Annotated in this window: 26 protein-coding genes and 1 other RNA gene; 15 read left to right on the top strand and 12 right to left on the bottom strand. The window is 40.4% G+C overall.

Going from position 1 to position 25280, the window contains the following annotated elements:
* The first annotated feature begins 274 nt into the window (after positions 1 to 274).
* The 4 genes from FTV52_RS07155 (at position 275) to FTV52_RS07140 (ending at position 4320) form a co-directional block, all read left to right on the top strand.
* Positions 275 to 1849, top strand: coding sequence for a sensor domain-containing diguanylate cyclase (locus FTV52_RS07155; protein ID WP_179990354.1), 1575 nt, complete (start codon positions 275 to 277; stop codon positions 1847 to 1849).
* Positions 1850 to 1891: 42 nt separating this feature from the next.
* The gene (locus FTV52_RS07150) at positions 1892 to 3022 is read left to right on the top strand and encodes a TIGR00341 family protein (protein WP_004970544.1); all 1131 of its coding nucleotides are present in this window, start codon (positions 1892 to 1894) and stop codon (positions 3020 to 3022) included.
* A 180-nt stretch (positions 3023 to 3202) separates the two neighbouring features.
* A complete protein-coding gene (locus FTV52_RS07145; RefSeq protein ID WP_179990352.1) occupies positions 3203 to 3580 on the top strand; it encodes a diacylglycerol kinase in 378 nt (125 codons plus the stop codon).
* Positions 3581 to 3636: 56 nt separating this feature from the next.
* Entirely contained in the window at positions 3637 to 4320 is a 684-nt protein-coding gene (locus FTV52_RS07140; protein WP_004970540.1) for a phosphatase PAP2 family protein, read from the top strand.
* A gap of 9 nt (positions 4321 to 4329) precedes the next feature.
* On the opposite strand, the gene FTV52_RS07135 is transcribed toward FTV52_RS07140, so the two are convergent.
* The 6 genes from FTV52_RS07135 to FTV52_RS07110 form a co-directional block, all read right to left on the bottom strand.
* Complete coding sequence (locus FTV52_RS07135) at positions 4330 to 5640, bottom strand: ATP-binding protein (RefSeq protein WP_179990350.1); 1311 nt, start codon at positions 5638 to 5640, stop codon at positions 4330 to 4332.
* A complete protein-coding gene (locus FTV52_RS07130) occupies positions 5640 to 6317 on the bottom strand; it encodes a response regulator transcription factor (protein WP_179988912.1) in 678 nt (225 codons plus the stop codon). The genes FTV52_RS07135 and FTV52_RS07130 overlap by 1 nt, the downstream gene beginning before the upstream one ends.
* Positions 6310 to 8031 (bottom strand): phosphoethanolamine transferase, encoded by a 1722-nt coding sequence (locus tag FTV52_RS07125; protein WP_179988913.1) that lies wholly within the window; start codon positions 8029 to 8031, stop codon positions 6310 to 6312. The genes FTV52_RS07130 and FTV52_RS07125 overlap by 8 nt, the downstream gene beginning before the upstream one ends.
* Positions 8032 to 8271: 240 nt before the next feature.
* Complete coding sequence (locus tag FTV52_RS07120) at positions 8272 to 8973, bottom strand: VIT family protein (RefSeq protein WP_179990348.1); 702 nt, start codon at positions 8971 to 8973, stop codon at positions 8272 to 8274.
* 857 nt (positions 8974 to 9830) lie between these two features.
* The gene (gene cueR / locus FTV52_RS07115; RefSeq protein WP_004970532.1) at positions 9831 to 10223 is read right to left on the bottom strand and encodes a Cu(I)-responsive transcriptional regulator; all 393 of its coding nucleotides are present in this window, start codon (positions 10221 to 10223) and stop codon (positions 9831 to 9833) included.
* A 59-nt stretch (positions 10224 to 10282) separates the two neighbouring features.
* Complete coding sequence (locus FTV52_RS07110) at positions 10283 to 12754, bottom strand: heavy metal translocating P-type ATPase (protein WP_179990346.1); 2472 nt, start codon at positions 12752 to 12754, stop codon at positions 10283 to 10285.
* Between the two features lie 149 nt (positions 12755 to 12903).
* Between FTV52_RS07110 and FTV52_RS07105 the strand changes: the two genes are divergently transcribed.
* The 6 genes from FTV52_RS07105 to FTV52_RS07080 all read left to right on the top strand — a co-directional run bounded on the left by FTV52_RS07105 (position 12904) and on the right by FTV52_RS07080 (position 17039).
* A complete protein-coding gene (locus FTV52_RS07105; RefSeq protein ID WP_004970528.1) occupies positions 12904 to 13098 on the top strand; it encodes a heavy-metal-associated domain-containing protein in 195 nt (64 codons plus the stop codon).
* Between the two features lie 502 nt (positions 13099 to 13600).
* The gene (locus FTV52_RS07100) at positions 13601 to 14602 is read left to right on the top strand and encodes a putative oxygenase MesX (protein ID WP_154320486.1); all 1002 of its coding nucleotides are present in this window, start codon (positions 13601 to 13603) and stop codon (positions 14600 to 14602) included.
* A 26-nt stretch (positions 14603 to 14628) separates the two neighbouring features.
* Complete coding sequence (locus FTV52_RS07095) at positions 14629 to 15657, top strand: methionine synthase (protein ID WP_179988915.1); 1029 nt, start codon at positions 14629 to 14631, stop codon at positions 15655 to 15657.
* A gap of 122 nt (positions 15658 to 15779) precedes the next feature.
* Entirely contained in the window at positions 15780 to 16274 is a 495-nt protein-coding gene (locus tag FTV52_RS07090) for a flavin reductase (RefSeq protein WP_004970523.1), read from the top strand.
* Between the two features lie 71 nt (positions 16275 to 16345).
* Positions 16346 to 16636, top strand: a complete 291-nt coding sequence (locus FTV52_RS07085; protein ID WP_019836372.1) for a type II toxin-antitoxin system HigB family toxin — start codon at positions 16346 to 16348, stop codon at positions 16634 to 16636.
* Position 16637: 1 nt separating this feature from the next.
* Positions 16638 to 17039, top strand: coding sequence for a type II toxin-antitoxin system HigA family antitoxin (locus tag FTV52_RS07080; protein WP_004970519.1), 402 nt, complete (start codon positions 16638 to 16640; stop codon positions 17037 to 17039).
* Between the two features lie 47 nt (positions 17040 to 17086).
* On the opposite strand, the gene ssrS is transcribed toward FTV52_RS07080, so the two are convergent.
* The 3 genes from ssrS to FTV52_RS07065 all read right to left on the bottom strand — a co-directional run bounded on the left by ssrS (position 17087) and on the right by FTV52_RS07065 (position 18217).
* A non-coding RNA gene (ssrS, locus tag FTV52_RS07075) (6S RNA) lies at positions 17087 to 17269 on the bottom strand.
* Between the two features lie 110 nt (positions 17270 to 17379).
* Positions 17380 to 17664, bottom strand: a complete 285-nt coding sequence (locus FTV52_RS07070) for a cell division protein ZapA (protein WP_004970518.1) — start codon at positions 17662 to 17664, stop codon at positions 17380 to 17382.
* A gap of 1 nt (position 17665) precedes the next feature.
* Positions 17666 to 18217 carry a hypothetical protein gene (locus tag FTV52_RS07065; RefSeq protein ID WP_154320487.1) on the bottom strand — a complete coding sequence of 184 codons (552 nt, stop codon included), beginning with the start codon at positions 18215 to 18217 and terminating at the stop codon, positions 17666 to 17668.
* A gap of 64 nt (positions 18218 to 18281) precedes the next feature.
* On the opposite strand from FTV52_RS07065, the gene FTV52_RS07060 reads away from it, so the two are divergent.
* Positions 18282 to 18920 carry a UPF0149 family protein gene (locus FTV52_RS07060; RefSeq protein ID WP_179990344.1) on the top strand — a complete coding sequence of 213 codons (639 nt, stop codon included), beginning with the start codon at positions 18282 to 18284 and terminating at the stop codon, positions 18918 to 18920.
* Positions 18921 to 19014: 94 nt separating this feature from the next.
* On the top strand, positions 19015 to 20349 hold the full coding sequence (gene pepP, locus FTV52_RS07055) for a Xaa-Pro aminopeptidase (RefSeq protein WP_154320488.1): 1335 nt from the start codon (positions 19015 to 19017) through the stop codon (positions 20347 to 20349).
* A gap of 79 nt (positions 20350 to 20428) precedes the next feature.
* On the opposite strand, the gene FTV52_RS07050 is transcribed toward pepP, so the two are convergent.
* Together FTV52_RS07050 and FTV52_RS07045 are read right to left on the bottom strand one after the other, a co-directional pair.
* The gene (locus tag FTV52_RS07050) at positions 20429 to 20722 is read right to left on the bottom strand and encodes a type II toxin-antitoxin system RelE/ParE family toxin (RefSeq protein WP_004970510.1); all 294 of its coding nucleotides are present in this window, start codon (positions 20720 to 20722) and stop codon (positions 20429 to 20431) included.
* Positions 20712 to 20957 carry a type II toxin-antitoxin system RelB/DinJ family antitoxin gene (locus tag FTV52_RS07045; RefSeq protein ID WP_004970507.1) on the bottom strand — a complete coding sequence of 82 codons (246 nt, stop codon included), beginning with the start codon at positions 20955 to 20957 and terminating at the stop codon, positions 20712 to 20714. Before FTV52_RS07045 ends, FTV52_RS07050 begins: the two co-directional genes overlap by 11 nt.
* Positions 20958 to 21329: 372 nt before the next feature.
* Between FTV52_RS07045 and ubiH the strand changes: the two genes are divergently transcribed.
* The 3 genes from ubiH (at position 21330) to FTV52_RS07030 (ending at position 24210) form a co-directional block, all read left to right on the top strand.
* On the top strand, positions 21330 to 22538 hold the full coding sequence (gene ubiH, locus FTV52_RS07040) for a 2-octaprenyl-6-methoxyphenyl hydroxylase (RefSeq protein ID WP_179990342.1): 1209 nt from the start codon (positions 21330 to 21332) through the stop codon (positions 22536 to 22538).
* Positions 22535 to 23785 carry an FAD-dependent monooxygenase gene (locus FTV52_RS07035; RefSeq protein WP_154320491.1) on the top strand — a complete coding sequence of 417 codons (1251 nt, stop codon included), beginning with the start codon at positions 22535 to 22537 and terminating at the stop codon, positions 23783 to 23785. Before ubiH ends, FTV52_RS07035 begins: the two co-directional genes overlap by 4 nt.
* A 176-nt stretch (positions 23786 to 23961) precedes the next feature.
* Complete coding sequence (locus tag FTV52_RS07030; RefSeq protein ID WP_004972644.1) at positions 23962 to 24210, top strand: hypothetical protein; 249 nt, start codon at positions 23962 to 23964, stop codon at positions 24208 to 24210.
* A 191-nt stretch (positions 24211 to 24401) separates the two neighbouring features.
* On the opposite strand, the gene rsmI is transcribed toward FTV52_RS07030, so the two are convergent.
* Positions 24402 to 25244 carry a 16S rRNA (cytidine(1402)-2'-O)-methyltransferase gene (gene rsmI / locus FTV52_RS07025; protein WP_179990340.1) on the bottom strand — a complete coding sequence of 281 codons (843 nt, stop codon included), beginning with the start codon at positions 25242 to 25244 and terminating at the stop codon, positions 24402 to 24404.
* Positions 25245 to 25280: the final 36 nt, after the last annotated feature.

Here is a 25280-nt window from a genome sequence, read left to right as displayed (position 1 = left end):
AGACAAGGTTTTCAGCAAAAAATAAGAACGAAAAAATTCAAGTTGTCTTTATTTGTTATTAGTCGGTGCATTCTTAGGAAGTGTGTGGTAGAAATTGTATTTAGAGGATATATTTCTGATTTAGTTTGTGGTCAGCAACAAGCGAATTATCCAATTTGTTGAATTGAACATCAAAAATTCAACTATATTGCTTTAAAATTATGTGATTGAGTTGTAAAATTATGTGTTAAAGTTGGCAATTGTCACAGTTTTTGAATTTTTGGGGTAGGAACTGTTGAAACATTTTTTACTACGACTTGGATTGGATCTGCGTAAACTTATTTTAATTTCCACAATTTTAAGTGTATCAGGCTTATTTGTCGTAAGTATTTTTATTTTAAATTATGCAATTAAACAACAATTAATTCAAAATTCACTTTCAGTGAATGAAAAGTATGCAGAAAAAATTGCGACCAGTGCCAATCAGCATTTTACTGATATGTTAAAAGAATTAGAATATAGTGCTAAAGTATTAGAGAAAAATTTTTATAATATAGATGTAAGAAAATCTGAAGTAGAGCGTTTAAAGAATCAGTCTGATAACTTTAATAGTGTTTTAATTGTGGGTGAAAATAAGCATGTTTTGGCATTTGCACCCAGTAGTTTGAATTTTAATTTCGGTCAAGATTATAATTCATTGGGTATAGTAGAGTCAACTGAAAAAAAGAAAACTTATATTTCTACACCCTATTGGTCTGTAAAAAATAATCTTTTGGTCATGATGTCTCAGCCTGTTTATAATGGCAAAGATAATTATTTAGGGATGATCAGTGGTACGATTTATTTACAACGGAAAAACTTATTAAATACAATGCTGAATACACAATATGACTATAAAAAAAGTTATATGTATGTGATTGATCAACATAACCGTATTATTTTTCATCCAGATAAAAATCGTATTGGTGAAAAAATTATCAACAATACGGGGTTGGATTATATTAATCAGCATAAAAATGGCTCAATCCGTTTAAAAAATAGTTTAGGTATAGATAATTTGGCAGGTTTTGCACATATTCCAAGTGTAAATTGGATTGTGGTTTCTCAGCAGCCGACAGAGGATTTACTTGCACAAGCCAATACCTTGATTTTAAAAGTATCGGTTGGAATCTTTATTTTTTACTTATTTATTTTCTTATTGGTTTGGTATATCTCAAGCTTTATTTCTTCACCTTTGAACCGCTTGGCACGTATGGCAAGTATGCTGAATCAGGCTGAAATTCAAGATAAAATTAAAGAAGTCGACCCGTGGTATTTCGAGGTATTAAAGTTTAGAACCTCATTATTACTCAGTTCGGAAACCTTTAGTCATCGGATTGCGGAGTTAAAGCATCACGTCAATACTGATCCATTGACAGGTTTATATAACCGTCGTGGGATGCAATTATTTTTAAATGAGTTGGTCAAAACCCGAACTGAGTTTGCAGCATTGTCTATTGATATTGATTTCTTTAAGAAAGTTAATGATCACTATGGGCATGATCAAGGTGATATGGTACTGCAAACGCTCGCCCAAATAATGCAAACTAATTTTAGGGATCATGATATTTGTTGCCGTTCTGGGGGCGAAGAGTTTTTAGTGCTGATGACGACTGCCGACCCAAGTGTGGCATATAAAGCTGCGGAGCGTTTAAGAACGACCATGCAACAAACCAATATTAATGGTATGGGTGAAATTACCATCTCAATTGGTATCGCATTTTGGTTTAAAGATGCAGAGGATATTTCTGAAGTGCTTAAACTTGCAGATAATAAATTGTATGAAGCCAAACATGCTGGGCGGAATTGCACAAAGTCTACGGCTACATGAGAATTTGGATAGATTCCTATTCAGCTAACACAGAGGCATGCGATGGAAAAAGATCAAGATCCAACGATTGTGGTTGAAGACAGTCCTGAACAAGAAAAATATGAACTTCTGAAAGAAAAGCTGAAATACAAACAAGCGGAGCGCGAAAACTCTAAAAAGATTGATCATAAACAAGTACGGCTGAATATTCAGGCCGATGCCTTGCCAAGCAAAACCTTTTTTATAATGAATGCTTTGGCAGCTATTATTGCAGGCTATGGTTTATTGTCTAATTCAGCTGCAGTGGTGATTGGTGCAATGCTGGTTGCGATGATGCTTGGTCCCATTTCAGGTATGGCTTTAGCATTTATTGATAATCGATGGTTGTTTTTTAAAACAGCATTTAAAACCTTAGTTTTAGGTGTGTCGATGATTGTCAGTATTGGCATCATTTTAGGTCTTATCAATATTAACTTACCTATCACCCATGAAATTCTGTCTAGAACTCAGCCTACCATTATGGATTTAATGATTGCACTTGCGGGTGGTGCAGCAGGGGCATTTGCAGCCGTTTCACCACGTCTGTCTGTGGCTGTTGTTGGCGTTGCAGTTGCGACTGCTTTGGTACCGCCGCTGGTTGCAAGTGGCATATTAATTGCGCATCTGGAATGGAAACATGCAGCAAATGCTCTGCTGTTGGCACTGACCAATATTGTTGCTATTCAAATTAGTTCTTCACTGGTGTTATGGGCAGCTGGTTTTAGACGCGGTTCAGATGAAGAAGTAAATAGCACAGTAATTGAATTTATTAAAAGAAATATCGTGAGTCTTTTAGTACTTTTTGCGCTGGGTATCTATTTAAGCTTTAACTTTATGATGATGTTAAATAAACAGATGTATGAACATCAGGTAGAAAGCTTGATTGAAAGTCAATTTAATCAACATAATAATTTGATTGATACGGTGCAGTTTGATCGGCGTAAAGAGATGACTTTAATTCGCGTAGTCTTGCGTGGAGATATAGCGCCAAAACCTCAACAGATTTCTGCATTGAATCAAAAATTAGCACAAGACCCACGTGGAAAACCAAGTGTGGTTCAAGTGCGCTTTATTCCTGTGCAAATTATTCAAGCCAAAGAAAGTCCTGATTTTGATATTAAGCAAGTTGAAGCCGAGCAATTGATACAACCTTAGATTCAACAATAAGAAATTGATGGTATTTAGAGCTTACTTTAGATGGAGTCTTATTATTCAATAGGGCACTCATAATGTTACATATTACACCGATTTAATTTAATAGTCTCAAAAGGTTATAGTTAAGCCAATTTTAAGCTAAACCACTTAACATCCGATTTATTTCAAATCAGATTCACTATGCTTCCACGCTCTCCTTACAAAGGCACTTCTGGTTTACAACGGATTTTGAATGCCACAGGCTATTCTTTGGCAGGCTTTAAAGCCGCCTTTCAAAATGAAGCGGCATTTCGGCAAATCATTCTGATTAATTTACTGCTGATCCCGCTCAGTTTTTTCATGCCTGTCAGTCGTGTTGAACAAGTGCTCATGATTGTGGTGTGTTTACTTGCCATCATTGTCGAACTGATTAACTCTGCTATTGAAGCCGTGGTCGATCGTGTTTCGATGGAGCAACACCCCTTGTCTAAAAATGCCAAAGATATGGGCAGTGCAGCGCAATTTGTTGCTTTGGCAATTATCACATTGACTTGGGGCGCATGCCTGATTTCTGCTTAATTCTTCAAAAAAGCATAAGACAGACTTTAAAATAGATAGTGAGTTGAGTAATCCTCATGCGGCATCAGCATTCAAAATTTTTACTTCTTCAAGCAATTTTACTCCTTCTGAGTTTGCTGATATTGCTCAATTTTTTTAGCGTTGCAGGCACGCTAGATTTACACCTAATTCAACCTTTTATAGATGCACATGCAGAATTTCCACTGCGACAAAATTGGGCATTGGCTGAATTAAATCATCGTTATGTCAAATATATCCTGATTGCAGTATATCTGAGCTATTTGCTGGCTTGGTTGCTGTCTTTCAGATTTCAAAAATTACGTGCTCGTCGTTGGGAGTTTGGCTATTTCTTTTGGATGGCGGTGATTTCAACCAGTGTGATTGCAATACTTAAATCGCAGTCGGCACATGCTTGCCCGTGGGATATGAGCATTGCCACAGCGCATGGCGTTTGGTGGGATTTAAGTGCAACGGCAGGGCATTGTTTTCCTGGTGGGCATGCCTCAAGTGGTTTTGCTTTATTGGTAGGATATTTTGTTTATCGGGTTGCTCAACCTAAACGTGCTTATTTTTTCTTAATTGCAGCATGTATTTTAGGCATGGGGATGGGCTGGGCGCAAATGATGCGCGGGGCACATTTTTTTAGTCATAATCTTTGGACAGGCTGGATTACTTGGTGTTTGAATGTGGTTGCCTATGCATTCTTGGCGCATAAATTGCACACTCAAAATCTAACTTAAAACCCGATCTTAACGCATCGGAAATTTAACCTGCACACATAAACCACCTAAACTGGCACTTTTAGAAAACTCTAAACTTGCACCTAAGCGTTGGGTGGCTTTATCTACAATAGATAAACCTAAACCACTACCAATTTCCGCATGGTTATGAATACGGTAAAAACGCTGTCGAATTTGATTGAATAGTGCGGGGTCAATGCCTGCACCACTGTCTTCAATTTGCAAAATTGCATGTTGTTCTTGCTGAAAAATAGTCACATTAATCACGCCTTGTTTGGGGGTATATTTAATCGCATTATCAATTAAATTATAAATAATGGAATGCAAAGCAGAACTTTGTCCATGAATATTCAACTCTTGGCGTTGTTCGACACCTAAATCAATATCTTTTTGCAATGCCAATTGAATGAGCTGTTCCACACAGGCAATGGTCATTTGATTTAAAGATAGAGCTTGATCGCTTTCAATTAGACTATCTGAGGCATCTTGCTTGGCTAAGCTTAATAACTGATTGACCAAATGCTGTAAACGCAAAACCCCTTGGCTTAAATTATTGAGAGCATCACTATGTGGAAATTGCTGCAATAAAATTTGTACTTGTAAATTAAGTGCGGTGAGCGGGGTACGTAACTCATGTGCAGCATCGGCAACGAACTGGCGCTGTTCCTGCTGTGCGGCAGAAATTCGCGTAAATAACTGATTCATTTCCTGAATCGTGGGTGCAAGCTCGACAGGATAATCCAACATGTGAATCGGGCTGAGATCCTGCGCTTTACGACGTGCCAATTCGCTTTTAAAGTCATTGAGCGGTTGGAAATTATGACGAATGAGCCAACCCAAAGCCAAAAGGGCAAAGGGTAAAAATAGTGCGTAAGGAATAAACATATTTGCCGCTAACTCTAAAGCTAAATATTGGCGCACAGAGTTTTGCTGGCTAATTTGAATTTGTAGATTTTCCTGCGGCAAAATATATGTATGCCACAGTCCAGATTCAGTTTGATGATTATAAAACCCTGGTTTTTCTACGGGTTGTAGCAACACACCTTGAGGGTGTAATTGTGGTGTTGCATCGGTATAAGACCAAATATCGACAAATAAGTCTTCTTCACTATATCTCTGATTTAAATTGATTTGGCTTTGTGTAGGTTCTGGATGGTTTGCTGCAATGCGTTCCGCCAAACTTTGCATTTGTGCATCTAAAATTTCATTCATTTCTTCTAGGGCAATTCGATACGCTGCAAATACCAAAACGCAGCCCAACATGACACTAAAGATAGAAACATAAACAATCAGACGTTTTTGCAAAGAGTAGGATTGCATTAAATTTGCCCTAAACGGTAGCCCAAACCACGAATGGTACGAATAAAGTCCTTGCCAAGTTTGGCGCGTAAATGGTGAATATAGACTTCAATGGTGTTGCTGCTGACTTCACTGTCAAAATCATATAATTTATCTTCTAAATTACTTTTAGAGAAAATTTTATTAGGGTGGCTGACCAAAGCCATTAAAATTGCCCATTCACGATTCGACAATTCGATATATTCACCTTTGAATTTTGCCAAATGTTGTTCGGTATCTAAGACTAAATCGCCATAACTTAAAATATGTGCGGTATCGTTTACAGGATTTTGTGCGCCGCTACGTCTGAGCAGGGCATAAATTCGCGCCAGTAATTCATCAAATTCATAGGGTTTAATTAAATAATCATCTGCACCCTGATTTAAACCATCCACCCGTTGTTGCAATTGATCACGCGCAGAAATAATCAGCACGGGCAATTGTGGATGTAACTGGCGAATGTTTTTTAATACCTGCATGCCGTCCATCATGGGTAAGCCTAAGTCCAGCAACACCAACTGGATATCTTGCTGCTCTAATTGCTTTAAGCCATCAATCCCGTTGTTCCCCCAAGTAACATCAAATTGCTGTAACTTGAGCAAGGTTTGGGTCGATTCGGCAATCATAAAATCATCTTCAATGATTAATATTTTAGGCATGTGATGACTCGTGCTGCGGTTGAGTGGTAGATGGGGCAGAACATTGATTCAGCATATCATTTTTCGGATCAATCACTTGGCTTTTTACATCTAGTAAGCTCAATAAACTTGGGAAAAGATTGTCCTGACTCAATGCTGCTTGGCGTTGTGCTTTTAAGCAATTCACTTGCGCGGAATTTTGTTGTTGCCAAGCTTCTGAAAACCACATCAGCATCGGTACATGAGTTTGTTGAGTCGGTGCCATAGAATACGGTGCGCCGTGTAAATATAAACCATGCTCGCCTGTCGATTCACCATGATCAGATAAATACCAAAAACCAGTTTGATAGTGTTTTTGTTGCTCTAAAGTTTGAATCAACTGACTTAAAACATGGTCGGTATACACAATCGAGTTGTCATAGGTATTGCGTAAGGCATCGGCACTGCAACCCTGAATCGCATTGCTGTTACACGTCGGTTGGAAGGGTTGATAAGCTACGGTTGAGCGTTTGAAATAAGCAGGTCCATGACTGCCCATTTGGTGCAAGATAATTAAATGTGAACGTCTGTCTTTCGGGTCAAGCTGAGCAAGATAAGCCTGTAAACTGTCCACTAAAATTTCATCTAAACATTCACCGCTAGCATCACACCATTTTTGTTTTAGCGCTGCAGGAATTTGATATTGCTGCACCCGATCACAGGCACCTTTACAGCCTGAATTGTTATCAATCCAAGTGACTTGATAACCAGCATGCTGAGCAATATCCAGTAATCCTTCACGGTGACTTGCCAGTTGTTCATCATAATTTTGGCGTGGCATCCCCGAGAACATGCACGGCACAGAAACAGCCGTGGCTGTACCACAAGAGCTGACTTGAGTGAAATTAATCACAGGCAGCTTAGAGAGTTCAGGGTTGGTATTTTTTGCGTAGCCATTCAGCGAGAAGCTTTCAGCACGTGCAGTTTCACCAACCACCAACAGCATAATTTTGGGTGCTGTGCCTGTTTGCGCACGTTGAATTAAATGTGCATCTTCACCATAGCGCAGCAGCGGCAAATTCTGTTTGGGTGCTTTCTTTTTATAATACGATAGACTAGAGGCAATCGCATTTTGTGGAGAAAGCATGCCTTTTAAATCACGATGCTCGCGGAAGATTGCAGCATAATCCACATAAAAACAGAACAATAAACCCAAAATCAGCACAATCGAAACTACACTGCCTAAAGTCTTTTGCAGTAATTGACGGGCAAAATGAGTCGGCTGAATTTTAACAGACCACACCAAGACCAATGGCAATAGTACAAACAGCACACTCCAAACCACTAAGCGTACAGACAAAAGATCACGTACTTCACGTACATCGGTTTGCAGCATATTTTGAATTTGGTCTGCGGTAATCACTACGCCCAAGCTATTAACAAAATAAGCGCTGAATCCACCGACTACAATCAAAATACTGGCTAATATTTTGGCATTCCAACGCCAGTTTAGCCATTGCAGCAACAGATGATACGCCGATACGATGACGATCACAGTTGCAATCAATAAGCCTATGGCTTTAATGCCCTGATAAGGTGTGAATTGTTGAATTTTCTCATAAAATCCATAGTTCAATACCAAGCCTAACCATAGGGCAAGCAGTAGATTGAAATAGAATAAAGAAATCGGTTTTTGCCAAAAGCGTAGTCGGGCAAAGATAGATGGAGCAAGTGGTGATTCGGGCTGCTTAGACATTGTCAATGATTCAAAAGACTTTAAGATGCTTTAGTTTAAAATTTGAAACTTAAAACTGACTTAAAATTGTGGGCTGAATCTGTTGTAGTTTTATTTGATTAACTTTGAAGATAGAAGTTTTAGAGATATAAACTTTGCATGGATAAGCTGTTCATTCATGTTATTTCTGAAGCTTGCCCTATCTCTGAACATATTTTTATCCAAAGATAGGGCAGATTTTTATACTGAGTTTTCTAGATTTTAAGCCACAGCGACATGGAACATTGAACCAATCCACGCACTGAATACCATGGCGACAATACCCCAGATCATGACACGCAATGCACCTTTCCACATACTTGCGCCACCGACATAGCTGGCAAGCGCACCCATAACCCCTAGACTGATTACACCGACCAACATCACGCCTTTGTCTAACAGATGTTCAGGTAAGAGTAAAATAGACACCAACGGGAATAATGAACCTACAGTAAATGCCAATGCCGACGAAAAAGCTGCCATAAATGGCTGCGCTGAGGTGTGTTCTAAAATACCAATTTCGTCACGGGCATGAGCATCTAAAGCATTGTGTGCAGTCAGTTGTATGGCGACTTGTTCTGCCAATTCGGCATCTAAACCGCGAATCATATAAATATTGGTGAGTTCTTTTAGCTCATGCTCTGGATTGATTTTTAATTCGCGTGCTTCCATCGCAAGGTCATTTTGTTCAATGTCTTGTTGAGATTTCACCGAAATATATTCACCTGCTGCCATAGAAGCAGCGCCCGAAATTAAGCCTGCAATACAGGTAATTAACAATGTTTGAGAAGATGCACCACTGGCTGCCATCCCCACGACCAAACTGGTCACAGAAATGATCCCATCGTTCGCACCCAATACTGCAGCACGTAACCATCCAGACCGTTCAATATAGTGTTTTTCGAGGTGGTAAGAATGTGGCATAGATCAAACTCTCTTGTTATTCAATTTTCGTTTATTGATGTGTGATATAGCATAAATCATTCTAAAAAATTTATCGTTTAAAAATGAGAGGTATTTCACAAAATAGATGAAGTCGTAATGTGGTTTTTGAGTTTGAGCTTGGAGTTTTTTATAAAATTTCCTTAAATTTCAACCTTTAAATGCCTTAAAAAATGATCAATAGCTTGTAAGATGATAAAAGAGATTGATTCAATCAGGCTTGCAAGTAAATAGGAAATATCGTGATGTCTTTTCAGAATATTGTCGTACCTGTAGTGAGCGAAGTCAGTCTAAAAACCATTCATCGGTTGGGTGCAGGGTAAAGTATGCCTAAATTATCTCGTGACTTAGTATCGCCAGACGTATTTGACTTAAAGTCATTTATTTCTCCTCGCATTAGGGGTAGATGTCGCACTTGCAGAAGTCATACGTGGACACGGTACAATTTATGATGCAGAAGTCTGTGATGCTGCGGTTCGTTTAATTAATGAAAAAGGGTATGAATTACCGCGCTAAAATATGCGTAATGAATAGTGCTAAAACTTGATTGTTGTGCAGTTTATCGGAGAGATTCTTAAAAAGTGTTAAATTTATCTCGTAAATTGTTTAGAATATCTATCAATTCAAATTGTGTTTATATATAATACGCTCCCATAAAGTAACAGATATTCCAAGTTTCCCCCCACACTTCCCCAAAGTGTGAGTTTTTTTATGCTATGTATTAAAAAGATAGGGATGTAGATTTCCTAAGTTAAATTTAAGCTGACAGATACAACAATGGTTTCTAACAAGTGGATAACTGTCAGGTCTTGTTTGAATGGGGGAAGCTTAATTCCAAATCACTTCCCCAATTCAATATCTTTCAAAATCACACAATCTGCCTGTTCATCGCCAGAGCAATGATCTGCAGAGCTTTGCAACCAGTTCGCCATTTCCTGTAATTGCGTAATCTTCTGTTTTAAGGTTTCAATATGTTTAAGCGTGAGTTGCTTCACTTCTGCACTTTGTCGGTCAGCATTTTTCCATAAACCTAGCAATTCTTTCATTTGCTCAGAAGAAAACCCCAAATCCCGTGCATGCTTAATAAAAGACAAAGTTTTTAAATCTTGCTCAGAATAAATCCGATAACCCGAAGCAGAGCGTTTGGCGGTATCCAGTAAACCAATTTGCTCATAATAACGAATCATTTTGCTGGAAATACCCGATAGCTTAGAGGCTTGACCAATATTCATGTGACTTCTCTCATAAAAAGGGCGTAGAGCAATCTTCTAAACCCTTTTGTATGTTGCATTTAAATCTGTGCTGCTTGGAAATATTTTAAACGGAGCGCATTACCCAATACAAACACTGAAGATAATGCCATCGCGCCCGCAGCAAAAATAGGCGAGAGCAAAATACCTGCAAACGGGTATAGCACGCCTGCAGCAATTGGAATCAAGGCAATATTATAAATAAATGCCCAAAACAGATTTTGACGAATATTGCGGATAGTGGCTTTACTCAAAGCAATTGCATTGGGCACACCTTGTAAATTGCCCGACATCAATACAACTTCGGCTGCTTCAATCGCAACATCTGTACCTGTACCAATCGCAATTCCAACATCGGCTTGTGCCAAAGCAGGGGCATCATTAATACCATCACCCACAAAAGCCACACGTCCAAATTGCTGTTGTAATTCACGTACAACATCGACCTTGCCTTCAGGTAAAACCTCGGCCACCACATGATCAATCTGTAAACGTGCAGCAATTGCCTGAGCCGTATGTCGGTTATCTCCCGTAATCATCGCCACTTTTAAACCCAGTTGATGCAACGCCGCAATAGCAGCAAAAGTCGTGTCTTTAATTGGGTCTGCAACGGCAACAATGGCTGCCAGTTGTTGATCAATCGCCATATAAATGGGTGTTTTGCCTTCTTGTCCTAAACGTGCAGCTTCTGCATTAAAAGCGCTAACATCTAGCCCAATTTGTTGCATATAACGGTCTGCACCAATCTGAATACGTTGACCATTCACCAGTGCTTCAATACCTGAACCTGTGATGCTGTCAAACTCGGTCACAGGCAGTAAACTGACTTGCTTTTCTGTTGCAGCTTGCACAATCGCCAGTGCAATGGGATGCTCAGATTTCGCTTCTACCGATGCCAAAAGTGCAAAGACCTGATCTGCATCAAAACCCGATTGCACATGAAAATCGGTTAATATCGGTTTGCCTTCGGTGAGCGTTCCTGTTTTATCCACCGCGACCACTTTAACATCTTGCAAAAGCTGCAAAGCTTCGCCTTTACGAAACAGCACGCCCATTTCTGCGCCACGACCTGTTCCCACCATAATTGAAGTCGGTGTGGCTAAACCCATCGCACATGGGCAGGCAATAATTAGAACAGCGACTGCATTGACTAAACCAAAGGTTAGGGTAGGTTCTGGACCAAAAATAAACCACACAATAAAAGTAAGTGCAGCCAATAACATCACGGCAGGTACAAACCACATGGTCACTTTATCCACCAAGGCTTGAATAGGTAATTTAGAGCCTTGCGCTTGTTCGACCATACGAATAATTTGCGCCAACACCGAAGCTTCACCAATGGCAGTAGCACGAATATTTAGTGTGCCATTTTGGTTGATGGTACCGCCTACAACTTGATTGCCCACTTGTTTTGCCACAGGAACAGGTTCACCTGTAATCATCGATTCATCTATATAACTATGACCTTCGACTACTTCACCATCTACAGGAATACGTTCACCCGGGCGGATTTCGACAATGGTATTGGAACTGACTTCTGCCACAGGTACTTCAATGATTTGACCATCTCGATGAATACGCGCAGTTTTGGCTTGCATACCAATTAAATGCTGAATGGCTTGTGAAGTGCGACCTTTGGCTTTGGCTTCGAAATAGCGCCCTAGCAAAATTAAACTGACAATCACTGCCGCAGCTTCATAATAAACATGCACTGTGCCTTCTGGTAAAAGCTGCGGCATAAACGTTGCCACCAATGAAAAACTGTATGCAGCCAAAGTTCCTACCGCCACCAAAGAGTTCATATCAGGCGCAAAACGTAACAGCGCTGGAATCCCTTTTTGATAAAAACGACGTCCTGGTAACAGCAGCACCAATGTGGTTAAAGCAAATTGAATCAACCAACTTTGTTGTTGCCCAATATTGTGCATCACCCACATGTGAAAGGCAGGAATCATGTGTGATCCCATTTCCAGAATAAACACAGGCAAGGCTAAAATCAGTGAAATTACTAAATCACGTTTCAGTTGTTGCTGTTCCAGATTCTTTTTATCGTGTTGTTCGTTAGAGTCGTGTTGCAGCAGTTTGGCGTCATAACCTGCTTTTTGAATCGCTCGAATCAGGTCTTGGCTAGAAACAGTGGCATTCGGCTGAATCCATGCATGTTCAGTCGCCAAATTGACATTGGCTTGTTCTACACCAGGCACTTTCTTTAAGGCTTTTTCGACACGTGTTACACACGAAGCACAAGTCATGCCATCAATAGACAGTTCGATTGGTTGAATGGCAGCTACATCAAAACCTGCACGTTGCACTGCCTTAATGAGCAGTGCACGGTCTAAAGGTTGCGATGCGTGAATCAGTGCTTTTTCTGTTGCAAGATTCACTTCAGCTTTTTCTACACCATCGACTTTTTTTAAGGCTTTTTCGACACGCCCGACACATGAGGCACAGGTCATGCCTTCTATAGACAAAGTTTCCTGATAGGGAGAGGCATTTGGGTGTTTTGCGTCCATGGTCGTCTCTATAATTTGGAGGATGTGTTTAGCATATAGATTGACACGATGGTAAGGTCAAGTAAATTTTAGCCCAAAATAGGCTTGACCTTGCCAGCATGGTAAGCTTTAAACTACAGTTCAACAAAGGCAGAAGTGTGGAGTTCGCAATGAAACTATTGATTGAAAATATGACTTGTGGCGGTTGTGCACGTGGTGTCACGGCAACCATTCAAGATGTTGATCCTGCTGCAAAAGTTGAAGTCGATTTAGCGACTAAAATTGTGACCGTGGAAAGCACTGCAACTGTAGATCAAATTACGGCTGCATTGGCAGAAGATGATTTTCCTGCACAAGTTCAATAAAACTGCATCATCTAAGAAGCTCCAATGTGTGAGCTTATCGTAAGGTCAATTGGTCAACTGACGAATTGACCTATTTTTTTGCCTGCCGATTTTTTCTCGTTGTTTTTTGATGTGACCAACTGAATACATTTTGATCACGAAGATGCTAAACCAAGCCAATCAGAAGCTGAGATTTTCTAACTTCAAGCTGAGTTTCATTCATTCAGGGCTGAAATCTGCTGAATGAACTATGTGCTGTCCTCTAAAATATACTCTTCAATATTTATCGGAATAAAAATATTTTTTGGTTTTAACTTGTTGTTATTGAAATATTTATTTTAATTTTAAATTTAAGGGATAACAGAAAAACCATCATTTTTAGATGTTTTGCTGCATATTTTAAATTAAGGTGAATAAAATTCACTTTGGACTGAGGTTAAATCATTTTTATTCACTTTGTCGTTCCAGTATAAATACCCTCATTCAGAAATTTTAACTTTTTAAATTTGGGTAGTAGATCATCATGACAAAGCCATTCACCTGTTCAATTAAACGTATTCGTTTTGACGAAAACTATGAACCTGCTAACAACACGCGTTTAACCACCAATTTTGCAAATTTGGCGCGTGGTGAAAGCCGTCAGGAAAATTTACGCAGAACTTTAGCGATGATCAATAATCGTTTTAACTCGCTGGCATCTTGCGATAACCCAAAAGGTGATCGTTATTCGCTTGAAATCGACATTATTTCTGCAGAAATTGATATTGAAGGAAATGGCAAAACTTTTCCATTCATTGAAATGCTAAAAAGTACGATCACAGATCATCAAACAAATGAACGTATTGAAGGCATGATTGGCAACAGTTTTTCATCGTATGTTCGTGATTATGATTTTAGTGTGGTCTTGCCAGCATTAGGCTGCAAAGTAAATGAAAAGCCTGAAAGTTTTGGTGATTTACATGGCAAGCTTTATCAGCATTTGGTCAGTTCAGCAGTGTTCCAAGCTGAGTTTCAAAAACAACCTGTGATTTGCCTGAGCGTATCAACCACAAAAACTTATTATCGTACGACCAATGTGCATCCTGTCTTAGGTACAGAATATAAAAATGATGAATATTCACGAACCGATGACTATTTTGAAAAAATGGGTTTAACCGTGCGTTACTTCAAACCTGAAAATAGCAATGCACCGCTTGCGTTCTATTTTTCTGGCGATTTACTGCATGATTACACAGATTTTGAGTTGATCAGTGCCATCAGTACTATGGAAAGTTTCCAGAAAATTTATCGTCCTGAAATTTATAACACCAACTCACCTGCAGGCGAGGTCTATCAGCCAAGTTTGAATTATCAGGATTATTCATTAACCCAAGTTGTATATGACCGTGTTGAGCGAGGTCAGTTGGCAGTCAAGCAGGGCAAATGGACTGAAGAAAACTTTATCAAGCCTTATCAAGATATTCTTGAACAATGGGCTGCCAAGTTCGTGCCGCTACATGCTGCCAATCAAGAACGTGTTGCTTAACTTAAAATACAGATAGAAGATTCAAAATGGCTATTTTATTACCGACCTCAACGGCTGGCAGTTTACCTAAACCTTCGTGGCTCGCAGAACCTGAAAAGCTTTGGTCAGCTTGGAAATTAACAGGGCAAGAATTACTGGACGCAAAACAAGATGCGCTACGTCTATCACTGCATGAACAACAGCAAGCAGAGATTGATATTGTGAGTGATGGGGAGCAAACCCGTCAGCATTTTGTCACCACCTTTATTGAACACCTTGAAGGTGTCGATTTTGAAAAACGTGAAACAGTCAAAATTCGTGATCGTTATGATGCCAGTGTCCCTTCTGTGGTGGGTGCAGTTTCTAGGCAAAAACCAGTCTTTGTTGAAGATGCCAAATTCCTGCGTTCACTGACAGATCAACCCATCAAATGGGCGCTGCCTGGTCCTATGACCATGATTGATACTTTATACGATGCGCACTACAAGAGCCGTGAAAAACTGGCGTGGGAATTTGCCAAAATCCTGAATCAGGAAGCGCGTGAACTTGAAGCAGCAGGCGTGGATATCATCCAGTTTGATGAACCTGCGTTTAATGTGTTTTTTGATGAGGTGAATGACTGGGGCGTGGCAACATTAGAGCGCGCGTTAGAAGGTTTGAAATGTGAAACAGCCGTGCATATTTGCTATGGCTATGGCATTAAAGCCAATACCGATTGGAAAAAAACACTCGGCTCAGAATGGCGTCAATACGAAGCAGTTTTCCCAAAACTACAGCAGTCTAATTTGGATATTATCTCACTGGAATGTCACAACTCACGTGTTCCGATGGATTTGCTTGAACTTATCCGTGGTAAAAAGGTGATGGTGGGTGCGATTGATGTCGCAACGAATACGATTGAAACAGCCGATGAAGTTGCAGATACATTGCGCAAAGCATTGCAATTTGTCGATGCTAACAAGTTGTACCCATCGACTAACTGTGGAATGGCACCATTGAGTCGTCAGGTTGCACGAGGCAAGTTACAGGCTTTGGCTGCTGGTACGAAGATTATTCGCCAAGAATTATCTAGTTAAGCGTTCGATCAGGCGAAGTGAATTCAAGCCAAGTGAATTTAAGTTAAGTGAATCAGGGATGCTTTTTCAGGCAAAAAGCATCCTTTGAACTTTCTAAAAAAGTTGAGTGTTGGAATACGGTGATGGTTAAAGCAACAGACTTCAAAAATGCAATGTCTTTCTTATCAAGTGCAGTCAATGTAGTGACGACAATGGGAGATGCAGGACGTCATGGTTTTACTGCATCTGCGGTATGTAGCGTGACAGATACACCGCCAACATTATTGGTGTGTATGAACAAATCATCGCGTTCTCATCTCAGTTTTTTAGAGAATAAAGTGCTGTGTGTGAATGTGCTAAATGCAGAACAAGAACATCTTTCTAATGCATTTGCCTCATCAAAATTGAGTTCCGATGAGCGTTTTAAGCAGGCTGAATGGGCAGCTTTGGAAACAGGTGCTCCTATATTAAAAAATGCATTGGTCAGTTTTGATTGTGAAATTTCACAAATTCAAGAAGTGGGGACGCATACTATTTTTATTTGCCCAATTGTTGCTATTCAAAAAAATCAACAAGATCAGGCGTTGGTTTATTTTAATCGTCACTATCATCAAGTTGGTGAAACTGAGTTTGTTTAATTCGCTATAAAATATTGCAATATGCGATAATCAGTTTATACTTGATTTATAGCAAAATGCGATAAAATATTATGCATGTGATCACCCACGCTAGAATTATAGAGGCAATGCACAAGTGGCCACAGGCTGAAACAGCACTCGATGGTTGGTATCGAATTATTAAGGCAAATGATCCGAAAGACTTTGCCGAAATGAAGCAGTTATTTCCAGCAGTTGATAAAGTTGGAAAGTTTCATGTATTCGATATTGGTGGGAATAAGATTCGACTTATTGCTGTTGTGATGTATCAGGCAAAGCGTGTGTATATTCGTCATGTGTTATCCCATAAAGAATATGACAAAGGTCATTGGAAGGAGGATTAGTATGAACGCAATGATTAAACAGGCTGTAGATCACTGGCACTACGTTGCTCCTTTGCTGAGTAAACCAGAAAATGAAAAAGATTTTCATGCACTTGTCGAGGCTTTAGATGAGCTTTTAGATATTGTTGGTGATGATGAAACGCATCCTTTAATGGGGCTGATTCATCAACTCGGTGACTTGGTTTCTGTTTATGAAAATGAACACCTGCCTATTCCTCATGGAGATGGTCGTGCTGCTTTAGCTTTTTTGATGGCGCAACATGGATTAGGTCAATCTGACTTGGCAGAGGTTGCAACTCAATCTGTGATTTCGGAGATTTTAAGCGGCAAACGCCAGTTGAATATTCGTCATATTAAAGCGCTGTCTGAGCGGTTTAAGGTTTCTGCTGATACATTTTTCTAAACGATTTTATATTTTTTAGACATTTTATTTTTAGATATTTAAAAATAAATAGCTCCGAAGATGCCGCTGCATGTCGTTACCCTGAACCCGAAAAAGTTCAAGGCGGACGCGACGCATACTTGCTGGGTTTCCCATACGAGATGGGCATACGCTCTAAATATGCAGAACACAATCCTAAGATTAAAGTATCGGCAGGGATATAGACTCGCTGGCGAACACCTCAGAGTTAGAATTAGTATAACCCATCTAAGTTGCTTGGCAACTCATGTTCACGAATTAACTATAAAGATAGAGCTTGTTTGCATAGCCTTTATGCAAACTTAAGTCAAAAAAACACCACTTAAGTAAGGGCTTCAACTTCTTGCAAAATGGTGCTGAGTAAACGCTCACAATGCTCATAATGCTGCAAAGATTTATTCATAGAAAGAACCTCTTGCATCAACTCTAAAGCCACCACAATAATCAGTTTGCTCGGTTCCATATTGGGCGCTTTACGACGAAACTCATCATAGCGTTCATTCAATAATTGTGCCGCACGCTCTAAATCTTCTCTTTTTTCTTCAGTTGTGGCTAAACGGAAACTATGTCCTAAAACACGTAAATCAATTGGAATTTGAACTGACATATTAACCTTCCTCACTCACTTCGGCAGGGTGGGCAAGTTGTTGAATTTCTTGCGCATGATGATCTTGAGCTGTACCTAAAATTGCAAGACGCTGAATAATGGCTTCCACTTTGGCTTTTGCATGCTCATTTTTTTGTAACAATCTTTCACGTTCTTGTTTGAGTGTCTGAATTTCGTGCTGATTTAAACGCTGATCATTCAGCATTTTTTCTTTTAAAATGCGTAATTCATTGCGCTCAGCCAAAATTTCCTGAAAGCGGTTTTTCAAATCAGTACAGCTTTTTTCCAAACGACTGTAACGGTCTGCCAGTGCTGTCGCATCTTGATTTAACTGCTGTAATTGCGCTTGCGTGCTGCTTAATTGCTCAGTCAGATTCTCAATTTCATCTTGCTTGGCAGTAATGATGCCGTTTCTTTGAACAATTTGAGCATGATGCTGTTCCTCAGCAGTTTGCTTGGCTGTGCTGAGGGCGGCATTTTCACTTTCATAATGATTAATTCGTGTTTTTAAAACACCAATATACGCTTGTAGACGCTGTAATTCTTCTAACATATCGTGGTCGCACAGTATTGCAAACAAAGGTAATATATACGAAGTATAGAGATTGGATAAACGAATGCAAGACGATATTTCAGGTTGGTCGGAATGGTTCCGCAATTTTTCTAACATTGAAGAAATTTCAAGCCCAAGTGAGTTACATGGCTTGCTGACAGGTATAGTTTGTGTGACAAATGCACCAACCGAAACCGAATGGCAGCAGATTTTAGAAACTTTAAATGTGCCAGAATTAGAGCCAGCCGCACTCTCACTTTTAACCGATGAATCAGAAGATGTCGCACATGCCTTGTCTGAAGATGAGTTGGATCATTTGCCGTTGTTGCCAGATGATGAACATCTTTTACAAGAACGTGTGCAAGCTTTGGCGGATTGGTGTGCAGGCGTCGTGCTTGGGTTTGGTTTAGCTTCTGGGCATATTCGTTCAGATGAAATCGAACTGATTGAGCATTTACAAGATGTCGCTGCGGTTGAATTTGAAGATTCAGACAATGATGAAGAAGGCGAAGAAAGCTATCAGGAATTGTATGAATTTGTACGTTTGATTCCTGTGAGTTTATCTGTAGGACGTAAAAAAGTGCCTGTAGAAGAAAGCTCTTTATTGCAAAACTTACATGCTAAGTCGCGTCAACAAACCGTACAAACAACACAAAACGCAAGTGCTGTTGTTGAAATGTTTACGCCACACCGTCCGAGTTAATCGGGCGTTGTGTGCCTAAGTTAAGTCGGTGTAAGGTGCTTTAAGTCATTACAACAATCATATTTTCATCATTTTATATATGTAGACCGTATTTATGAAAAAACTGACTCAAGTCGAATTTAAAGAACGTCGTGATCAACTTGCAGAACTGATGGGACCCAATAGTGTCGCAATTATTGCAACCAGTCCTGTGGCAATGCGTAATCGTGATGCAGATTATAAATATCGTGCCGACAGCAGTTTTTTCTATTTAACAGGTTTTGCTGAACCTGAAGCAGTTGCGGTAATTGAAACCTATGAATCAATTGATGAAGGTTATACCTACACGTTGTTCTGCCGTGAACGTAACCGTGAAATGGAAATCTGGAATGGTTATCGCGCAGGTTTAGAAGGTGCAATTGAGCTGTTTGAGGCAGATGAGTCTTTTGCAATTGCGCAATTAGATGCAGAAATCATCGCCAAAATTGTCAATAAAGACACGTTGTACTATCGCTTGGGGCATCAGACTGAATTTGATGTACGTGTTGCGGCATGGAACCAACAAGCTGATGCACAACATCGTCAAGGCAATACTGCACCTGCCAAAATTGTTCAGTTAGATCGTTTGCTGGATGAAATGCGTTTGCATAAAACTGAGTCTGAATTGGAACTGATGCAAATTGCTTCAAATATTAGTGCAGAAGCACATACTCGTGCCATGCAAACAGTAAAAGCAGGCATGATGGAATATGAGCTAGAAGCTGAACTGAATTATATTTTTGGTAAAAATGGCTGCGTACCTGCCTATAACAGTATTGTCGGTGGTGGTGAAAATGCCTGCATTTTGCATTATGTCGAAAATGACAAAGTGCTTAAAGATGGCGATTTAGTCCTGATTGATGCAGCCTGTGAATATCAGTGCTATGCCTCAGATATTACCCGTACTTTTCCCGTGAATGGTCAATTCAGTCCAGAACAAAAAGCACTGTATAACATTGTATTGGATGCGCAAATTGCAGCAATTGAAGCTGTACAAATTGGTAACTCCTATAAAGAACCACACCATGTTGCGGTGCGTATTTTGGTGCAAGGTTTGCTTGATCTAGGCATTATGCAGGGCAATTTAGAAGAAATTATTGCTTCGGAAAGTTATCGCCAGTTTTATATGCACGGTACAGGGCATTGGTTGGGCATGGATGTGCATGATGTCGGCAGCTATAAACACGGTGAAGACTGGCGTGTTTATGAAGAAGGTATGGTGGTGACCGTTGAACCGGGTCTATACATTGCACCCGATGATGAAACGGTAGATGCTAAATGGCGTGGTATAGGTATCCGTATTGAAGATGATATTGTTGCGACTGCGAACGGGCCATTGAATCTGACTTCAAAAGTGGTGAAAACCGTAGAAGAGATTGAAGCATTGATGGCAAAAGCTAAATCTGCTTAATTGGGTCTAATCAAAGCTGGTCAAGTGATCAGCTTTTTTATTAGAAAGCGCGTGTAAATTTTGAGTATGTAAATAATTTTTAGTCTTTGATCCGCTTTTTTGCTTCATCATAAACAATGTTATCAGCACGCTTTCCAACGGTAATGAGCAAAATAACGACCTGATCATCTTTGACCTGATAAATAAGTCGGACACCCGCTTTTAATAATTTGATTTTATAGCAGCCAGCAAGATCACCTTTAAGCATGTTCTTTGGAATATGTGGCTGCTCAATGACTTTGGCTAATTTTTTCTTGAATTGGTCGCGGATAGCACTCGGAAGCTTTTCCCATTCTGCAGTGAAGTCCTTATGACGTAAAAGATTATAAGTCATCTAATGTGACTTCCTCGAACATCTCTTTAGGATCATTCATGCGTTTACGGACAAGTGCCAATAGTTCAGCATCTTCTTCTGAAAGCAACGCTTTCTGTACTGGAAGCTTTCCAGTCGTTGCCACATATTCAAGAATATTGGTAAAGAAATCGGTAGGTGAGATACCTTGTTCTTTAAGAATAGAATAAGATTTTTCTTTAAGGGCTTCATCGACCCTGAAATTAACAGTAGCCATCACTTCTCTCAGTTATTGAATGTATGGAAATATTGTAATGCAATATGCATTACAAAGATAGTTTGTATAATAACCATTATGTGAGATCATTTTTATCGTTGAGCTTATTCTAAAATCAATCATCAGCCATCAATAGTACTAAGTATGGAATATATCTTCTCTTGTGTCATGCATGGCTCGGAGCAAGAAGATGGGGGATTAATAATTATAGTTTGAATCGGACATTTGCAAGAAGTCTAATCATCTTCCATAGCTTCAATACTAATTTATTATAAAAATAAATGACTTTGCGGTAAGATAAAATCCATTACAGATTATACGTATTTCGATTGAATCTTTTGAAGTCGAATACCTCATAAAAAGGATCAAGGCATGCAACAAGAAGTGATCATTGTAGGCGGTGGTATGGTCGGGCTAAGCTTAGCCTTGATGTTGGCTAAGTCAAACATTGCAGTAAAGTTGCTAGAAGCGATTCAATACCCCAATTATGATGATGCTAACCTTGCGCCGTATCATTCCAGTTTTGATGCACGTAACAGTGCCTTGTCGCGTCGCAGCGTACAAATTTACCAAGAGCTAGGTTTATGGGATGCCTTGCAAGAACATGCTACGCCTATTTTAGAAGTTCAAATTACCGAACAAGGTAGTTTTGGCAAGGCACGTTTATTGGCCGAACAAGAAAAAGTCGAAAGCTTTGGTCAGGTGATTGAAAATGCATGGTTAGGTCGGGTGTTACTGACCGAAGTGCGTAAACAACCTTTGATTGAATTGATTGATGGTGTGCAGGTCACCAGTCTTAAACAAGATACAGATTTTGCCTATATTGAAGCCGTACGTGGTCAGGAACAATTACAGCTTGCTGCCAAACTACTGATTGCTGCCGATGGTCGTGATTCTTTCTGCCGTAAAGCCTTGGGCATTGGTGCATCGGAACATGATTATGACCAAGTAGCGATTGTGACCACAGTGCAAACCTCCAAGCCGCATGCGCATGTGGGTTTTGAGCGTTTTAGTCACTTAGGGCCTTTGGCGTTGCTGCCCCTGCCAGGTGAATATCGCCGTTCCGTGGTGTGGCCTGTGCCAAAAGGGACAGAACATGAATGGATGGGCGATGAAAATGATCAACACTTTTTAAATGCCTTGCAACAAGCCTATGGTGATCGTGCAGGGAAGTTTGAAAAAACAGGACGTCGTTTTAGTTTTCCATTGTCACAAGTTCTGGCAGAAAAACAGGCGGTTGGTCGCGTTGTACTGATGGGTAATGCAGCGCATACCATTCACCCAGTCGCAGGGCAGGGCTTTAACTTGTGTATGCGAGATGCTTACGTATTATTGCGTTATCTCACCGAACAGGCGGCACAGTCAGCAGATTTAGGCGATGCTGCAATGCTGCGTGACTATGAACAATCGCGTTTGAAAGATCAACAGCGAGTCATTAAATTCTGTGACAGCGTGGTACGTGGATTTAGCAATCAAAACCCAATCCTGAAATTTATGCGTAATACAGGCTTAGTCGCGTTTGATACCATTCCAGGCATTAAACCTTTGGTCGCCAATTATGCCATGGGGTTAAAAGCATGATCACAGCAAATCAACAAACGCAAGTGTTAGATGTCGTCATTATTGGTGGCGGCTTGGTGGGAGGCTTAACTGCACTTTTATTGGCACAAGGGGGTGTGCAGGCTACAGTTTTAGATGCCGCACCTATTTTAGATGCAGAGAAAACCCTTGCAGTTGCCAATCCGCGTGTATTGGCTTTAAGTCAGGCCACCATCCACCTGTTAAAAACAGTCAATGTCTGGTCTAAACTGGCGCGACATATGCCGTATAGCGGCATGCAGGTTTGGAATAAAAATGGCTATGGCGAAATTAACTTTGGGGCAAGTAACGAACGTACACCCGCTATTGAGCAGGCTCTGGGTTCAATGGTCGAGCCAAGCATTTTAAATCTAGCGATTCAGCAGCAAATGTTGCAACAAGTGCAAGATTATCGAACGCAAGTCAAAGTGACCCGTTTAGAGCGTGGTGTTGGCGTTTGGCACATTTATTTGGCCGATGGTACACAATTACAGACTAAGCTAGTCATTGGCGCAGATGGTGCTAACTCCTTTGTGCGCGAACAAGCCTTTATTGATTTTGATGTGTTGGATTATCGTCAGGCAGGTCTAACCTGTGCAATTCGTACTGCGCAGCCGCATCAGCATGTTGCACGTCAAATTTTCTTAGAAACTGGTCCTTTGGCCTATTTACCGATGGCAAGTTTACACGCCGAGCAGGAAGGGCATTGGCAGTCGATTGTTTGGACTTTGCCTGATGACTATGCCGAAGAATATGCCAAACTGAATGATGACGACTTTACCCAACTTTTGACTCGTGAAAGTCATCACATGCTTGGGGAAGTCTTAGAGGCAACCCCACGTGCTATTTTCCCACTGAAAGCACGTGCAGCGCAGCGTTATGTGCAAGATGGTTTGGCACTTATTGGTGATGCCGCGCATGTAATTCATCCGCTTGCAGGGCAGGGCGTGAATATTGGTTGTCTGGATGCAGCCGTACTGTGCGATGTGTTGTTGCATGATTTCAAACGTGGTGTTTGGGCGCATGAGCAAACTTTAAAGCGTTACGAGCATCGTCGTAAAGGACAAAATGATGCCATGATGCATAGTATGTCTGCGATTGGCTGGATGGAAACCACCACTTTATTCCCTGTGGTGTGGGCACGTAACTTTGGTTTAAAACAGGTGGAGCAGCTGCCTGCGTTAAAAGATGCCTTTATGTCACAAGCCAGTGGATTAAGCCTGCTTAAAGACACACGCTACGCGGTTTAAAGCAAAACAGTCGTTTTTTGTACGGTCATACATACCTGATTACGAATTTGGTTAAAAAAGATACGTTTTTTTTAATCTAGACTCTATGCGAAAGGCCAAGAGATTGCTAAATTTCATCGTAATTCATAACCAGTTTTCACTTGGACTAAATTGAAGTCATTTGTGGGGAGATTAAGATGACGGACATGAACGATTACGATGATGTAGAAGATTCAACTGTAGACGAAGATGAAGCGAAAGCGGCTGAAAAAGGTGCAGCAGAATCAGAAGAAGGTGCTGTAGATGGTGATCTTGCAGAAGCAGAAACTCTCACTGTAACTGCCAAACTAAAACAGCGTCAGGCATTGGAAGATGAAGTGGCTGCATTCTTGGCGCGTGGCGGAAAAATTACCGAAGTGCCACCAGATGAGTCTGCGCGCGACTAATCTGTTGAACGTGCTTGCTGAACTTGTTGATTGAATTTATTCGTTGAACTGTTGAGTGAGTTAGGGCGGGATGCTTACTATGCAGGCTGCTCTAATGTTTATCACTTCAAGATAAAAAAGCATCACCTTGTATAAAGGGTGATGCTTTTTTTATGCGCGATGATCGTCATCACAGTTATTGCTCAATCGGCTTATTCAGCTGCTTGGCTTAATTCCAACGCACGTTGATAGGCAATTTTCTTTTTAATCCCTGTTAGATCAGCCGCCAATTGTGATGCTGCTTTTACCGATAAATCTTGCAACAAACGCTGCAATAATTGATCTAATTTTTCTTGTTCCATGTCTTTTTCTTCGCTCGCTCCCCCCACCACCAATACAATTTCACCTTTTTGTTGATGATGATCTGCTGCGATAAATTCAGCCAATTCACCTAAAGTCATTTTTTTAATGGTTTCAAAGGTTTTGGTGATTTCACGGGCAAAGCCAACAGGGCGATCTGCACCAAACACGGCAGCCATATCTTTCACTGAATCTAAAATTCGATGTGGTGCTTCATAAAAAATCAGGGTTTGGGTTTCATTTTTTAGCTTTTCAAGTTGTTGTAATCGCTGTGACTGTTTAGAAGCGAGAAATCCCTGAAAACTAAAGCGATCACTTGGTAAGCCAACCGCACTGAGCGCTGCAATGGCTGCACATGCACCCGGCACAGGAATCACACGAATACCATTGGCTTGTGCTGCACGAACCAGTTTAAAACCTGGGTCGCTAATCAGTGGTGTACCTGCATCGCTAATGAGCGCCATGTCTTCGCCATTGAGTAATTTTTGGACTAAAATATCAATCTTGTTGCTTTCGTTGTGTTCATGGCAGGCTGTAAGCGGAGTTGAAATATTAAAATGTTTCATTAATTGTGCAGAGGTGCGGGTATCTTCAGCGGCAATTAGGCTGACCGATTTGAGCACATCAATTGCACGGTAGCTCATATCATCTAAGTGACCAATTGGGGTAGCAACAACAAATAACTGGGCACTCATTGAGTTTTCTCCGTGGGAAATAGCAAACTAAAATAA

Origin of the sequence: Acinetobacter sp. YH1901141, from assembly GCF_013416935.1 — a bacterium.
Lineage (GTDB): Bacteria > Pseudomonadota > Gammaproteobacteria > Pseudomonadales > Moraxellaceae > Acinetobacter > Acinetobacter towneri.
Note: the sequence above shows the minus strand (reverse complement) of the source record. Positions and strands in the feature narration are given on the sequence as shown.